The sequence below is a fragment of the Pontibacter sp. CAU 1760 genome (genome assembly GCF_054482735.1).
Window position 1 is genome coordinate 316,433 of sequence record NZ_JBTLRL010000002.1, and the last position, 13,969, is coordinate 330,401.

Annotated in this window: 11 protein-coding genes; 9 read left to right on the forward strand and 2 right to left on the reverse strand. The window is 49.5% G+C overall.

Annotated elements, in window-relative coordinates:
* The first annotated feature begins 34 nt into the window (after positions 1-34).
* The 4 genes from ACXYMU_RS03815 to ACXYMU_RS03830 all read left to right on the forward strand — a co-directional run bounded on the left by ACXYMU_RS03815 (position 35) and on the right by ACXYMU_RS03830 (position 4,523).
* Positions 35-1,384: a UDP-glucose dehydrogenase family protein gene (locus tag ACXYMU_RS03815; protein WP_458985025.1), complete on the forward strand. Its 1,350-nt coding sequence runs from the start codon at positions 35-37 to the stop codon at positions 1,382-1,384.
* A gap of 1 nt (position 1,385) precedes the next feature.
* Positions 1,386-2,354 (forward strand): UDP-glucuronic acid decarboxylase family protein, encoded by a 969-nt coding sequence (locus ACXYMU_RS03820; protein WP_458985026.1) that lies wholly within the window; start codon positions 1,386-1,388, stop codon positions 2,352-2,354.
* 112 nt (positions 2,355-2,466) lie between these two features.
* Positions 2,467-3,351 carry an N-acetylneuraminate synthase family protein gene (locus ACXYMU_RS03825; RefSeq protein ID WP_458985027.1) on the forward strand — a complete coding sequence of 295 codons (885 nt, stop codon included), beginning with the start codon at positions 2,467-2,469 and terminating at the stop codon, positions 3,349-3,351.
* Positions 3,348-4,523: a cytidylyltransferase domain-containing protein gene (locus ACXYMU_RS03830; protein WP_458985028.1), complete on the forward strand. Its 1,176-nt coding sequence runs from the start codon at positions 3,348-3,350 to the stop codon at positions 4,521-4,523. The genes ACXYMU_RS03825 and ACXYMU_RS03830 overlap by 4 nt, the downstream gene beginning before the upstream one ends.
* On the opposite strand, the gene ACXYMU_RS03835 is transcribed toward ACXYMU_RS03830, so the two are convergent.
* Positions 4,509-5,735: a polysialyltransferase family glycosyltransferase gene (locus tag ACXYMU_RS03835; RefSeq protein WP_458985029.1), complete on the reverse strand. Its 1,227-nt coding sequence runs from the start codon at positions 5,733-5,735 to the stop codon at positions 4,509-4,511. The genes ACXYMU_RS03830 and ACXYMU_RS03835 overlap by 15 nt on opposite strands.
* Before the next feature lie 37 nt (positions 5,736-5,772).
* Here ACXYMU_RS03835 and ACXYMU_RS03840 point away from each other — a divergent pair, with 37 nt between their 5' ends.
* The 3 genes from ACXYMU_RS03840 (at position 5,773) to ACXYMU_RS03850 (ending at position 9,141) form a co-directional block, all read left to right on the forward strand.
* Positions 5,773-6,861: a glycosyltransferase family 4 protein gene (locus ACXYMU_RS03840; protein ID WP_458985030.1), complete on the forward strand. Its 1,089-nt coding sequence runs from the start codon at positions 5,773-5,775 to the stop codon at positions 6,859-6,861.
* A 400-nt stretch (positions 6,862-7,261) separates the two neighbouring features.
* Positions 7,262-8,077 carry a glycosyltransferase family protein gene (locus ACXYMU_RS03845; RefSeq protein ID WP_458985031.1) on the forward strand — a complete coding sequence of 272 codons (816 nt, stop codon included), beginning with the start codon at positions 7,262-7,264 and terminating at the stop codon, positions 8,075-8,077.
* Positions 8,074-9,141 carry a glycosyltransferase family 4 protein gene (locus ACXYMU_RS03850; RefSeq protein ID WP_458985032.1) on the forward strand — a complete coding sequence of 356 codons (1,068 nt, stop codon included), beginning with the start codon at positions 8,074-8,076 and terminating at the stop codon, positions 9,139-9,141. The genes ACXYMU_RS03845 and ACXYMU_RS03850 overlap by 4 nt, the downstream gene beginning before the upstream one ends.
* Here ACXYMU_RS03850 and ACXYMU_RS03855 read toward each other — a convergent pair.
* The gene (locus ACXYMU_RS03855) at positions 9,122-10,387 is read right to left on the reverse strand and encodes a tetratricopeptide repeat protein (protein ID WP_458985033.1); all 1,266 of its coding nucleotides are present in this window, start codon (positions 10,385-10,387) and stop codon (positions 9,122-9,124) included. The genes ACXYMU_RS03850 and ACXYMU_RS03855 overlap by 20 nt on opposite strands.
* A gap of 112 nt (positions 10,388-10,499) precedes the next feature.
* Here ACXYMU_RS03855 and ACXYMU_RS03860 point away from each other — a divergent pair, with 112 nt between their 5' ends.
* Both ACXYMU_RS03860 and ACXYMU_RS03865 read left to right on the forward strand, forming a co-directional pair.
* Positions 10,500-11,414 carry a M20/M25/M40 family metallo-hydrolase gene (locus ACXYMU_RS03860; protein ID WP_458985034.1) on the forward strand — a complete coding sequence of 305 codons (915 nt, stop codon included), beginning with the start codon at positions 10,500-10,502 and terminating at the stop codon, positions 11,412-11,414.
* A gap of 252 nt (positions 11,415-11,666) precedes the next feature.
* Positions 11,667-13,931, forward strand: coding sequence for a sodium-translocating pyrophosphatase (locus tag ACXYMU_RS03865; protein ID WP_458985035.1), 2,265 nt, complete (start codon positions 11,667-11,669; stop codon positions 13,929-13,931).
* Positions 13,932-13,969: the final 38 nt, after the last annotated feature.

Genomic DNA, 13,969 nt, shown 5'->3' on the forward strand with positions numbered 1-13,969 from the left:
CTATACCTATTGTTAATTTAACCCTGACATTATTATGAGAATCGCAGTAGTTGGAACTGGATACGTTGGCCTGGTGACGGGCACGTGCTTTTCGGAGGTGGGCATCGACGTGACCTGCATCGACATCGACCAGAAGAAGATCGAGAACCTCAGGAAGGGCGTGCTGCCCATCTACGAGCCGGGCCTGGAGGAAATGGTGGAGCGCAACTTCCAGAAGGAGCGCCTTAGCTTCTCCACCGACCTTGCCGCCTCCATCCAGGGCTGCGACGCGGCCTTCATCGCCGTGGGCACGCCTCCCGGCGAGGACGGCTCGGCTGACCTCAAGTACGTGCTGGCCGTGGCCCGCGCCATCGGCCAGCACATGACGGACTACCTGGTGGTGGTGACCAAGAGCACCGTGCCGGTGGGCACGGCCCGGAAGGTGCGCCAGGCCATCGAGGAGGAGCTCGCCGCGCGGGGCGCCGACATCGCCTTCGACGTGGCCTCCAACCCCGAGTTTTTGAAGGAGGGCGCCGCCATCGACGACTTCCTCAAACCCGACCGCATCGTGGTGGGCGTTTCCTCGGAGCGCGCCCAGGAGGTGATGCGCAGGCTCTACAAGCCCTTTCTGATGAACGGCCACCCGCTCATCTTCATGGACATACCCTCGGCGGAGATGACCAAGTACGCGGCAAACGCGATGCTGGCGACCAAGATCTCGTTCATGAACGACATCGCCAACCTCTGCGAGATCATGGGCGCCGACGTGAACATGGTCCGCAAGGGCATCGGCTCGGACGCCCGCATCGGCAACAAGTTCATCTACCCGGGCATCGGCTACGGGGGCTCGTGCTTCCCCAAGGACGTGAAGGCGCTGATCCGCACGGCCTCGGAGAACAACTACCAGATGCGCGTGCTGCAGAGCGTGGAGGAGGTGAACGAGCACCAGAAGTCGGTGCTCTACAACAAGATCAGCAACCATTTCAGCGGGGAGCTGGCCGGCAAGACCTTCGCCATCTGGGGCCTCTCGTTCAAGCCCAAGACCGACGACATGCGCGAGGCGCCCTCGCTGGTGATCATCGAGAAGCTGCTGGCCCAGGGGGCGAAGGTGCGCGCCTACGACCCAGTGGCCATGGAGGAGGCCTCCCACACGCTCGGCGACACGATCGAGTACGGCAAGGACGAGTACGAGACGCTCATCGACGCCGACGCGCTGCTGCTGGTGACCGAGTGGCCCGAGTTCCGCTCGCCCAACTTCAACGTCGTGAGCAAGCTGATGAAGGAGAAGGTCATCTTCGACGGCCGCAACATCTACGACGGGGCCGAGATGGCCGAGCGCGGCTTCACCTACTACGGCATCGGCATCAAGCAGCAGGTTTCAAAGCACTTAGACGCAACTATTTAGCATGAACGGAAAAAGAGTACTGATCACGGGGGGAGCCGGTTTTCTCGGCTCCCACCTCTGCGACAGGTTTATCAAGGAGGGCTACAACGTGGTGGCCATGGACAACCTGATCACCGGGAGTCTGGACAACATCGAGCACCTTTTTAAGTTGCCTAACTTTGAGTTTTACCACCACGACGTGTCCAAGTTCGTGCACGTGTCGGGCGAGCTGGACTACATCCTGCACTTCGCCTCGCCGGCCAGCCCGATCGACTACCTCAAGATCCCGATCCAGACCCTGAAGGTGGGCTCGCTGGGCACCCACAACCTGCTGGGCCTGGCCAAGGCCAAGGGGGCGCGAATGCTGATCGCCTCCACCTCGGAGGTGTACGGCGACCCGCTGGTGCACCCGCAGCAAGAGGACTACTGGGGCAACGTGAACCCGGTGGGGCCTCGGGGCTGCTACGACGAGGCCAAGCGCTTCCAGGAGGCCATGACCATGGCCTACCACATGCACCACGGGCTGGAGACGCGCATCGTGCGGATCTTCAACACCTACGGCCCGCGCATGCGCCTCAACGACGGGCGCGTGCTGCCCGCTTTCCTGAGCCAGGCGCTCAGGGGCGAGCCGCTGAGCATCTTCGGCGACGGGAGCCAGACGCGCTCGTTCTGCTACGTGGACGACCTGGTGGAGGGCATCTACCGCCTGCTGCTCAGCGGCTACCACCTGCCGGTCAACATCGGCAACCCCTCAGAGATCACCATCCGGGAGTTTGCCGAGGAGATCTGCCGCTTCACGGGGGTGGAGTTGAAGCTGGAGTACCAGCCGCTGCCCAAGGACGACCCGCAGAAGCGCCAGCCCGACATCTCCAAGGCCAGGGAGGTGCTGGGCTGGGAGCCCCAAGTGGACCGCGCCGAGGGCCTGAGGAGAACACTGGAGTACTTCAAGGAGCACGTAGACACTGCACCGGCAGAGGCGAGGGTGTTCTAATATTGAATTCTTTATTTAATAGTAGAGGTGTAAAAAGACCCGACTTATTATTAATTTTGAAGAAGGGCTTAATGTAACCATTATACATTAAACCCTTCTTTTATTTTTTAATTTGCTTGAATATATAATGGGGTATGATAAACCAATTGTTGTAGCTGAGATTGGGTGTAATCATCAAGGAGACTTTAATACAGCCTTAGAGTTAATTAACCTTGCAAAAGATTGTGGAGCTAGCTATGCTAAATTCCAGAAAAGGCATATTACGGAACTACTGTCTCAAAAACAGTATAATATGCCTCACCCTAATTCATACAATGCTTTTGGAGTTACTTATGGAAAGCACAGAGAATATTTAGAGTTCAGTTTGGAGCAGCACGCAAAATTGAAGCAGCATTGTGAAAATCTAGAAATTGGCTACAGCGTTTCAGTTTGGGGTGAGACTTCAGCAAAAGAAATCATTCAGCTAAATCCCGACTATATTAAAGTTCCTTCTGCCTGCAATAATAATTTGAATCTTCTGAAAATCCTGCGGGATGAATATGAAGGAGAAATTCATATTTCTTTGGGAATGACTTTTGAAAATGAATTAGTTGATATCTTACAGCTTTTTGAAGAAGCAAGCACATTGCAACGGCTGGTTCTTTATGCTTGCACCTCAGGCTATCCAATACCATTTGAAGAAGTACATCTCCTAGAAATTTTAAAATTGAAAGGTCAGTTAATGAAGACTATCAATGCAATTGGCTTTTCAGGACACCATTTAGGAATTGCTATAGATGTGGCGGCTTATACTTTAGGAGCTACTTGGATTGAACGTCATTTTACCAAAGATAGGACTTGGAAGGGTACGGATCATGCTGCCTCATTAGAGCCGGAAGGTCTTCGTAAACTTGTCAGGGATCTTGATGCAACATACAGAGCCTTAACTTATAAACCTGCTGAAATGAGCAGCTTAGAACAAGAACAGCGCGAAAAGCTTAAATACAAAGCTAGATGACAATAAAGACAGTTGCTTTAGTGCCCGCTAGAGGCGGTAGCAAGTCGATTCCGCTGAAAAACATAAAAGAAATATGTGGACAGCCGTTGCTGTATTGGGGGCTTCTCGCGCTAGAGAAATCACAATACATAGACATTGTCTATGTAGCAACTGATTCCCGAGAGATAAAAGAGGTTGTACTTACATTCAATTTTAAGAAAGTAGTTATATATGATCGGTTGCCTGCCAATGCTCAAGACCATTCTTCTACAGAAGACCTTATGCTCGAGTTTTTGGAGTGGCTTGACTTACCTGATTATGATCAATTGATATTGTTGCAGGCTACAACACCTTACACGACACATAAGGATTTAGACAAAGCTCTTGAGCAATTTTGGCAAGAAGACTTTGATTCGCTTTTATCCTGCGGGAGAACTAAAAGATTTATTTGGAATGAAGAAGGGACTCCTCAAAATTATGATTATAAATGTAGACCTAGAAGGCAAGACTTTGATGGTACCCTAATTGAGAACGGTGCTTTTTACATAAGTACAGTGGGTGGTGTAAAAAAAACCAAGTGTAGACTTAATGGCCGTATTGGGATATACGAGATGGCAGAGTACACACTAACTGAATTAGACGAGCCAGAAGACTGGTACCTAGCAGAAATGTTGCTACAACGTAATAAGGCAATAGCAATACAGCAGAATCCTAACATGAAAAAGATAAAGCTCTTCTTGTCAGATATAGATGGTGTGCTAACTGATGCCGGAATGTATTATACTGAATTTGGAGATGAGTTGAAGAAGTTTTCGACGTATGATGGGAAAGCTTTCGAACTGCTTAGGGATAAAAATGTTATAACTGGTTTAATAACTTCAGAGAAAGTCCAGCTTAACGAACGTAGAGCGAAAAAAATAAAAATTGACCGTCTGTTCCAAGGTGTATGCGATAAGGTACAAGTAGCGCGGCAACTATGTTTTGAATATGGAGTCAGCTTTGAAGAAATTGCTTATATCGGTGATGATGTGGGAGACATTGAGTTGCTTAGCAAGGTAGGAGTTGCAGCCTGCCCTGCAAATGCTATGGCAGAGGTTAAGGGGTTATTGCAGATAATGGAGTTAAAGAGTAAAGGGGGAGAGGGAGCCGTAAGAGAATTTGTGAATTTTCTGATAGCTTCAAAGAGACTGTAATAATAATTTATTCAAGCGGATGCCTGCATTGCCATCTAATCTATAAAGCCACTTGGTAATAAAAGTGCTTTTATGTTTTACTTGCTCTTGATTAATTTGAGCGAGCTTAGGTACTAAGTTTTCAAACTCATGGACGTTTTCCAAGCTCTTGGCTACGCCAGCATTCGTTAGAAAGCTTGAGAGAGCGAAATTTCCAGCTGGATGATTTTCAAAAGTTAAAACTGTTGTAAAAGGCAAAGCCGCTAATCCTAAAAGTAGGGTCGAATAGAAGCCAGCTATAATGGTAGAGGTGCTAACGGCCACTTCAAAATCTTCATTACTAACTAGGCTGACATTATTACCTTCAAATGCTTCCCAAACCTTAGAATTTTCAAGTGGATGAGTTTTAATAACTAGTTTTATATTGTGGATTTTACAAGCCCTTACTAACTCCTCTACAAAAAGGACCTTGAGTTCTATTGTCCATCCTAGCAATTGCTGACTTACCAAAGCTTGGTCTATAAATAACAACTGAGTAACACCAGTATTTCTAAAATTGATATTTGTAAAATGATCAAAATATGGAATACCGAAGTAGTATACTTTTTGAGTGTCAGGTAAAGCGTCTAATTTTTGATGAGCAGCAAAAACACCAGCACTGAAAGACAAATAAACATCTGGCTTCCTCAGATTGTGCTGTAGTAACTGAGATGTTTGTAGGTAGTTATTGTGTTTTCGTATTTTGTAAAATTGCTTTAAAAATTGTTTATTCTCAGGAAGTAATTTTTGTGCGCTGTTATAAAAGAATATTCTATTCCTCACTCTGGCTAACAGAGGAAGACTTGAATTCAATTTGAAAAAATAATTCTTTGGTTGAACACTAGTTGCTGCATACGTGAAGTTGATATGTGTACTTCTAACTCCATGATCTAGCAAGCAAGTGGTGATACCTTTTTCTTTACACGCAATATTGAGCGCGACATGATTATAAGCCTCAATAAACAGGAAAATTACTTTATAAGGTTTTACTTTCTCTAACAAGTCAAAAGCATTATAATAATCCCCCCAAAAAATAGCCTCACCAAATTCTTTATAGTGCTTACTCGTGATTTCCCTTGGGGAGGCGAATTCTAAAAAAAAGAAATTAAAGTGCCCTTTGCTTTTCGAAAACATATCTAAATAGTCTTTGCGGTTATAGTTGCCGACAAATAGTATGTTAGGTTTAACTGGCATTATTGATAATTTTGGGAAACGATTCTTAGCAATGTAAGTGAAATTACGGATTCTTCATATCACAGAATCGCTCAATAGAGGTGGGGCGGAGGTACTGCTGTTGGGTACTCTAAATGCCCTACCCGATGAATTCGAGAATATAGTTGTTTATTTAGAAGAGCCTTCCACGCTGGCAACTGATTTCCATAAAGTAGCGTCTGTTGAGTATCTTAATTATAAGGGTAAAATCGATGTTGTAGCGGCTGCATATCGCCTTTCTAAAATCATACACAAGTACAAGGTTGATTTAGTGCATTCCCATCTATACTGGCCTACTATTATAGCCAGGATTGCTTTATGGGTAAAACCTATACCCCTAATATTTAGTGTACACAGCACCATGACAGACGATGCTTTTGGGCCGAATGTGCTGAGTAAATACCTGGAGAAACTGACTTATACAGCCAAGCAGACAGCAGTTTTTGTTTCTGAAACTGCTTTACAAGATTATGCGCAACATATCAGCCTCACAGGAAATCGAATAGTGTTGCATAACTTTGTAAGAGACGAGTTTTATGCCGAGCCAGCACAACGCAGGCAAAAGAAGCAAGGGAGCGGTATAAAACTGGTATCTGTCGGCAATTTAAGGCCTCAGAAAGGGCATCTGTTCTTGATGGAATGTGTCCATGCACTAGCGCAAGAAGGCGTGTCGTTGGATATATATGGCGAAGGGCATTTTAAAGCTACTTTGCAGGCTTTCATTTCTCAGAATAGGGTGACAAATGTAAGGCTTATGGGCAGCCATTCGCATCTGGAACATGCCCTAAAACAGTATGACGCTTTTGTTTATGCCTCTCGCTATGAGGGTTTCTGCCTTGCTATGGCAGAAGCGATGACAGTAGGGCTGCCTTGCATTGTTCCGGATTTAAAGGCCCTGGAAGAGGTTTCTGGTGGAGGGCAGTTATACTATCCCGCAGGCAATAAAGAAGCTTTTTCAGAGATTATCCTGAAATTACTATCTGGGCAAGAAGATTTAGAAACATACGCTAGGGCAGCGAGAGAAAAAGCGTTGGCTTATACTAGTCAGGAGTATATAGGTAAACTGGTGAGGTTGTATCATCATAAACTAAAGCCTGATGATGCTTGAAAAGACCGTTCTATTATTAAGCTACTGGGGTATAAATGATGTGCTCACGGTATCAACAGTGATAGTGCATGCACGAATTATCGCGCAACTGAGCAAGAGCCTTAGAATAATTCTGGTTACAGTAGAAAGAAGTCCTGTCAACTCAAGCGCGACGGCACAGTTTATAGAGGAACCAGGATTTATACACAGACCCGTTTACAGTAAAAACTATGCTGTCAACCTGGTAAATAAAATTTCTGACTTTTTAATATTTCCTGAGCAAATCCAGCAAATTGCTGTTGAGGAACACGCTTCGTCAATAATTTCGGTTGGTACACCAGCAGGCGCTCTGGCCTTGCAGGTTCACAAAAAATACAATATTCCATTTTATGTGGCCTTTTACGAGCCGCATGCTGCTTATATGCGCGATACAGGTGTATGGAAGCGATATGATCCGCGGTATGTCTTCCAACGGAAATGGGAGAAGGAACAGGCACATGCAGCGGCCGGTCTGATTGTCGTGTCTGACTTATATCTGGAGACGTTGGCCCTGCAGTTACAATTGCCGCTGCATAAAATAAAGCTGGCGCGGAATACTGTCACGGCTAAGGGCTTTCGGTTTTCAGCACCGGAAAGGGTAAAAAAAAGAACCCTTTTAGGGTTTTCAGAGGGCAGCGTCGTCGGTATTTACGTTGGCAAGTACGGTGACCTATACTACAAGGAAGAAGCATTCGTGATCTACAAATACTGTTTTGAAACTATTCCGGACTTCAGGCTGATCATCCTGTCCCCGCAGCCCAAGCAGGAAATAGAAGGATTTCTGCAGCAAGAGGATATTGACCTTCGCAAAGTGTTTGTTGCCACTGTGCCACATGCGGAGGTGCCGCAGTACCTCTCTGCTGCTGACTTTGCGTTTGCCACGATTAAATCATACCCGTCAGCGAGATTTTGCTCCCCTGTCAAAGTAGGCGAGTACTGGGCCAATGGCCTACCGGTGCTTTTAACGGAAGGCGTAGGCGATGACAGTGACATTATTCAAAAGGAAGGCGGCGGTGCCACGTTTAACCTGCAGCAGGAGGGAAGCCTGGAGCAGGCACTAAGCAAAATCCAGCAAATGCTAGAGGACCCCAGCCACCGCCAGAACATACCAAAATTAGCCGAAAAACACCGCTCGCCGGATCGGGTGCGGGAGGCGTATGCGTACTTTCTGGGGCAGGAGAAGGAGGCAGACGCGTGAGGGTGCTTTTTGTCGTGCCGTACCCACTAAACCAGGCAGCCTCGCAGCGGTATAGGGTGGAACAGTGGCTGCCTTTGTTGGATGCAAAAGGCATCCGGTACAAAGTCGCATATTTTTGGAGCGAGAATGCCTGGCAAGCATTATACAAACCGGGGCACTTGCCAAAGAAAGCCTATGGGCTTCTAATCGGGTTTGCAAAGCGTTTAGCGTTGCTGCCACAGCTTCGCCAATACGATTACGTAGTCATCCATCGCGAAGCCACACCGGTTGGGCCTCCCTGGTTTGAGTGGCTCGCCGCAAAGGTTCTCCGCCGAAAAATAATCTACGACTTTGACGATGCCATTTGGCTGACTAACCTATCCGCGGCCAATGAATGGGCAAACGCAATGAAGTGGCCATCCAAAACAGCTCAAATCTGCCGTTGGAGCCATAAAGTAAGTTGCGGCAACGGTTACCTGCAGCAATTTGCTCTACAGTATAACGCCTCTGCCGTACTGTTGCCTAGCGTGCTGGATACAGACCACTGCTACAGTGCACAAAAAGAACAGCACACGCAGGAAGTGGTAATAGGCTGGATTGGCTCGCACTCCACGTTGCCATACCTGCAGTTGATAGAACCTGTGCTGCAGCGACTGGAACAAAAATACAGCTTCCGGTTTGTGGTGATTGCCGACCAGCCTCCTATGTTACAGCTCAAGTCTTTGGTTTTCAAAAAATGGAAACGCGAAACGGAAGTGCAGGAGCTGCTACAGTTGCATATTGGCCTGATGCCTTTACCCGACACTGAATGGGCAAAAGGGAAATGTGGGTTTAAGGCGCTGCAATACATGGCTTTGGGAATCCCTGCGGTGGTCTCGGCGGTGGGAGCCAACGTAACTGTGGTGGCCGATGGCCATACAGGGTATACCTGCTCCACGGTGGAGGAGTGGCAGGAGCGATTAGAGCATTTGCTGCTTCACGCTGACAGCCGTGCCAGCATAGGGGCCGCAGGCAGGAAATGGGTGCGGGAGCGCTATTCGCTGCAAGCGCAACAGGATACCTTTCTTAGCCTTTTTGCTTCCTGATTTTCTTCTTGAGGACTTTCAGATAATCTTTCGCCTCTTTGTACGGCTCTGATTTCTTTTCGCTGATCTGCAGAACTAACTCGTGGTAATGCTTGGCGGCCACTAAATCTCCTTCTTGGTCAGCAATGCGGCCCAGGTTGAGGTATGAGTTGATGAAGTAACCGGAATCCCGCTCGTTCGTCATCTCGGCATACATAATCGAGTTCTTGTAATATTGGCTGGCCTTGTCCAGGTCGCGGTATTTGTGTTGGTTGATGTAGGCCAGGATATAGGATGCATAGCGTCCGCTCACGGCTTCATAGCCCGGCTGGTTCTGCTCAAGTTTGGCCAGAATGTCTTTCGATACGTGCTCAGCTTTCGTGAAATAGCCCTGTACAAACAGCAGGCGGGCATAAAAGCGCTCAAAGTAGGCGTTGTCCGGGTATTTCTTGGCCAATTGCTCCGAGATGGCCAGGGCCTCCTCCATTTTGTTCTCCTCGTTGGCATAAATCTTCATCAAGAAAAACTTAGACTCCGTGCCGGTATAGAAACCCGTATTGGCCACATAAGCCAGTTGCTTTAAGCCCAGGCGTTTGTCGCCATCCGGGAAGAAAAGCAAAACAGGGCGCAGCATCGGGTACGTTTCATGTATCCAGATGGAGTAATAGTTGAAAAGCGCTTCGCCAAACAAAAACTCCGGGCTCAGGCCATTTCCGGCTTTCGCCTTTTCCATAAAGTCGAGGGCGCGCTTGCTGGCCACCGTGGCTTTGCGCCAGTTGCTCCGCTCAGAGTGCAGCCGGGCCGAAAAACCGTAGGCGGCAGCCAGGAAGAAGGAGGCTTCGAAATTTTTCTCGCTTTTATCGTACATTACCTCTGCCTTCTGGATCGTTGTATCCATGTAAGCAAAGAAAAGGTCGTCGTATTGGAGTGTCTGGATGTTAGTCGGCACGATTTTCCACCACTGGCTCAGGCCCATCAGGAAGTAGGGAAGGGGATGCTCGGGGTAACGGCGGCGGAAAGACTTGAACTGCTTTTCGGCGCGTTCATACTTGAAGTTATACATGTTGTCCACAGCGCCCTCCAGTTCATACTGAATATCCTTATCGAGCAGCAGCATGCCCTTCACTTTGCCAGCCTCCGGTATCACCTCAATCTGATCGAAGGTGACGTGGCGCATGGCAGTCGTGTCGGTAGGGTTTGCGGTGCCCTGTGCAAAGGCAAAAGTCGGTAGCACAAAACTGAAGAGAACAAACAGTAACTTCTTCATGGAAAAATCAGAATATTCAGGGTTCAACAAGGCCGCAGGCAAATACAGGCACAGTGGATTCTAAAAGTACAACATATCTGCTACATTTGAATTCCATAAAATGAAAATTAATATGAAACTACTGGAACAGCTCTGTAAAATTCATGCCCCTTCGGGGAATGAGCAAAACATGTCTGCATTTCTTTTAAACTATATAAATGAGCACAAAGGCAGCTGGAAGGCCATGCCTCAGGTACTTCATGGCGATGCCTTCCAGGACTGCATCCTGCTGGTGTTTGGCCAGCCGCGCAGTGCAATTTTTGCACACATGGACTCCATTGGGTTCACGGTGCGCTACGGCAGGCAGCTCGTGAAGATCGGTGGCCCGGATGTCGAAAACGGCTATCAGTTAGTGGGCGAGGACAGTAAGGGTAAAATAGCGTGCACGCTACAGTATAACGAATCAGAGCATGAGCTGCAGTATGTCTATGACCGGGAAATTGAGCGGGGAACCGAACTGGTGTTCAAATGCGATTTCCGGGAAACAGCGGATACCGTGCAAAGCTGCTACCTCGACAACCGCCTGGGGGTATGGAGTGCCCTGCAGGTAGCCGAAACGCTAGAGAATGGCATCATTGCCTTCAGCAGTTGGGAAGAGCACGGCGGCGGTTCTGTGTCCTACCTCTCGCGCTATATCCATGAGCAGTTCGGCGTGAAGCAAGCGCTGGTTTCAGACATCACCTGGGTAACGGAGGGAGTTCACGCCGGGCAGGGGGTGGCCATTTCGATGCGCGACAGCCTCATTCCGCGCCGGGCCTATGTGCAGCGGATCATCCAAATTGCAAAGGAGTCGGGTATACCTTTCCAGCTAGAGGTAGAGGGCGCAGGCGGGAGCGATGCCAAAGAGTTACAGCGCAGTGACTACCCCTGGGATTGGTGCTTTATCGGGGCGCCCGAGGATAATGTGCATACGCCCAATGAAATCGTGCACAAAAAGGACATTGAAAGCATGGTGGCCCTTTACCGCGTGCTGATGGCAAAATTGTAATATAGTGCAGGAAAAACAAGGTCAGAAGCCGGCTCTCTCAGCGGTTCGGCTTTTGCTGTTACAGGCCCCTGGGGCATGTGCGACGAGTGAGTACACGGTGGGATTCAGTATGATGTTATAACAAGTTGTGAGATAGCCGTATAGGAGGCAGAAAGAGGGGCAGGAATAGCGTGTAAATATTTGGAAATGTGTTTGAAAAAGTATTCCTTTAATAATACTATATAAATATTTTTTAACCCTTAAATACGCTGCATGGAAAATATTCTATACGCTATTCCTGCCTTAGGTGTGGCGGCGCTTGTGTATACCTGGTTCAGATCTGCCTGGGTAACCAAACAGCCATCCGGAAACGACCGCATGAGTACGATTGCCCGACACATTGCCGAGGGCGCGATGGCCTTCCTGAAGGCAGAGTACAAAGTGCTGGGCTATTTCGCTGTGATTGCCTCTGTGTTTCTATTTTACCTGGGCTTTACCGGCGAAAAGTCTCACCCCCTGATTGTAGCAGCTTTTCTGATAGGTGCTTTTTTCTCGGCCCTGGCCGGTTTTATAGGGATGCGCATTGCCACCAAAGCCAACGTCCGGACCGCTGAGGCCGCCCGAACCAGCCTTTCCCGCGCCCTGAGTGTTTCGTTTGCCGGGGGCTCTGTCATGGGTATGGGCGTTGCCGGGTTGGCCGTGCTCGGCTTAGGGTCGCTCTTCATCATCTTCTATTACATGTTTGTGTATAGCACCGGCGCTGATGTAAATGGCATCGAGATGGAGCGCGCGCTGGAAGTATTAACCGGTTTCTCGCTTGGTGCCGAAAGCATTGCCCTTTTTGCACGCGTGGGTGGCGGTATCTATACCAAGGCCGCCGACGTGGGGGCTGACTTAGTGGGTAAAGTAGAGGCTGGCATCCCGGAAGACGATCCGCGCAACCCCGCCACCATCGCTGATAACGTGGGCGACAACGTTGGGGACGTGGCCGGTATGGGCGCCGACCTTTTCGGTTCTTACGTGGCCACCATTCTGGCAACCATGGTGTTGGGCCGGGAGGTAGCCGTGGAAGATAATTTCAGCGGGCTTTCTCCGGTAATTCTACCGATGCTGATTGCAGGACTGGGCATTGTATTCTCGCTGATCGGGATGCTGTTTGTACGCGTGAAAGAAGGGGGCGATGTGCAGGCAGCCCTTAACCGGGGCAACTGGATCTCAGTTATCCTGACAGCGGGTGTTTCTTACTTCGTTATCCATTGGCTGCTTCCCGAAAACCTGAGCCTGCGCAACTTCGACTTTACTAATAACGGCGTGTATATGGCCGTGTTGGTTGGGTTGGTGGTCGGCACCTTAATGAGCATCATCACAGAGTATTATACCGCGATGGGCAAAAAGCCCGTCAATTCTATTGTCCAGCAATCCTCCACGGGGCATGCAACCAACATCATCGCAGGCCTGGCTGTGGGCATGCACTCCACTGTGCTGCCTATTATCGTGTTGGCGGCGGGTATTGTGCTTTCTTATGCTGCTGCGGGCTTGTACGGAGTGGCCATCGCGGCGGCCGGTATGATGGCCACCACCGCCATGCAGCTTGCCATTGACGCCTTTGGCCCGATTGCCGACAATGCAGGGGGTATAGCCGAGATGAGCGAACTGCCTAAGGAAGTGCGTGAGCGCACCGATATCCTGGATGCCGTGGGCAATACGACCGCTGCCACCGGAAAGGGCTTTGCCATCGCCTCAGCAGCACTGACCTCCCTGGCTTTGTTTGCTGCCTTTGTGGGTATAGCAGGCATACCAAGCATCGACCTTTACAAAGCCCCTGTACTGGCAGGCTTGTTTATTGGTGCGATGATTCCGTTTGTGTTCTCGGCCCTGGCTATTGCGGCGGTGGGCCGTGCTGCCATGGCGATGGTGCATGAGGTGCGGCGGCAGTTCCGCGAGATACCGGGCATTATGGAGGGAACCGGGCAGCCAGAGTATGAGAAGTGCGTAGCTATTTCCACCAAAGCCGCGATCCGGGAGATGATGCTGCCAGGCGCGATTGCCCTGACGGTGCCGGTAATCGTAGGTTTCGGGTTTCAGGGGGTGTTCCCGGATACCTCTTCCGCCGAGGTGCTGGGCGGTTTGCTGGCCGGCGTGACCGTTTCGGGTGTGCTGATGGCGATGTTCCAGTCGAATGCCGGTGGTGCCTGGGACAATGCCAAGAAATCGTTTGAGAAGGGCGTGGAGATAAATGGCGTGATGGAGTACAAAGGCTCGGAGCCGCACAAAGCCTCCGTAACCGGCGACACCGTGGGAGATCCTTTCAAAGACACCTCTGGCCCGTCCATGAACATCCTCATCAAGCTGATGTCTATCGTTTCGTTGGTGATTGCCCCACACATTGCCCTGGACCAGGAGCCCGCCATACCGGAAGCGCCAATCGACCTGGAGCCGATTAATCTGAATGCAAAAGAGATGGCACCTGAAACAGCCAGCACGATCCCTACTCCCGAAAATACTACTACGGTATACTTCTCCGGGCCAGGCTGCTGACTAAAAACTCATCTCTTGATAGCCTTACGCTGCAGGGG

Bases quoted from the DNA above. Each gene is read 5' to 3' on its own strand.
- ACXYMU_RS03815 (WP_458985025.1), top strand. From the start codon at position 35: ATGAGAATCGCAGTAGTTGGAACTGGATACGTTGGCCTGGTGACGGGC.
- ACXYMU_RS03820 (WP_458985026.1), top strand. From the start codon at position 1,386: ATGAACGGAAAAAGAGTACTGATCACGGGGGGAGCCGGTTTTCTCGGC.
- ACXYMU_RS03830 (WP_458985028.1), top strand. From the start codon at position 3,348: ATGACAATAAAGACAGTTGCTTTAGTGCCCGCTAGAGGCGGTAGCAAG.
- ACXYMU_RS03835 (WP_458985029.1), bottom strand. From the start codon at position 5,735: ATGCCAGTTAAACCTAACATACTATTTGTCGGCAACTATAACCGCAAA.
- ACXYMU_RS03845 (WP_458985031.1), top strand. From the start codon at position 7,262: ATGCGCGATACAGGTGTATGGAAGCGATATGATCCGCGGTATGTCTTC.
- ACXYMU_RS03855 (WP_458985033.1), bottom strand. From the start codon at position 10,387: ATGAAGAAGTTACTGTTTGTTCTCTTCAGTTTTGTGCTACCGACTTTT.
- ACXYMU_RS03860 (WP_458985034.1), top strand. From the start codon at position 10,500: ATGAAACTACTGGAACAGCTCTGTAAAATTCATGCCCCTTCGGGGAAT.
- ACXYMU_RS03865 (WP_458985035.1), top strand. From the start codon at position 11,667: ATGGAAAATATTCTATACGCTATTCCTGCCTTAGGTGTGGCGGCGCTT.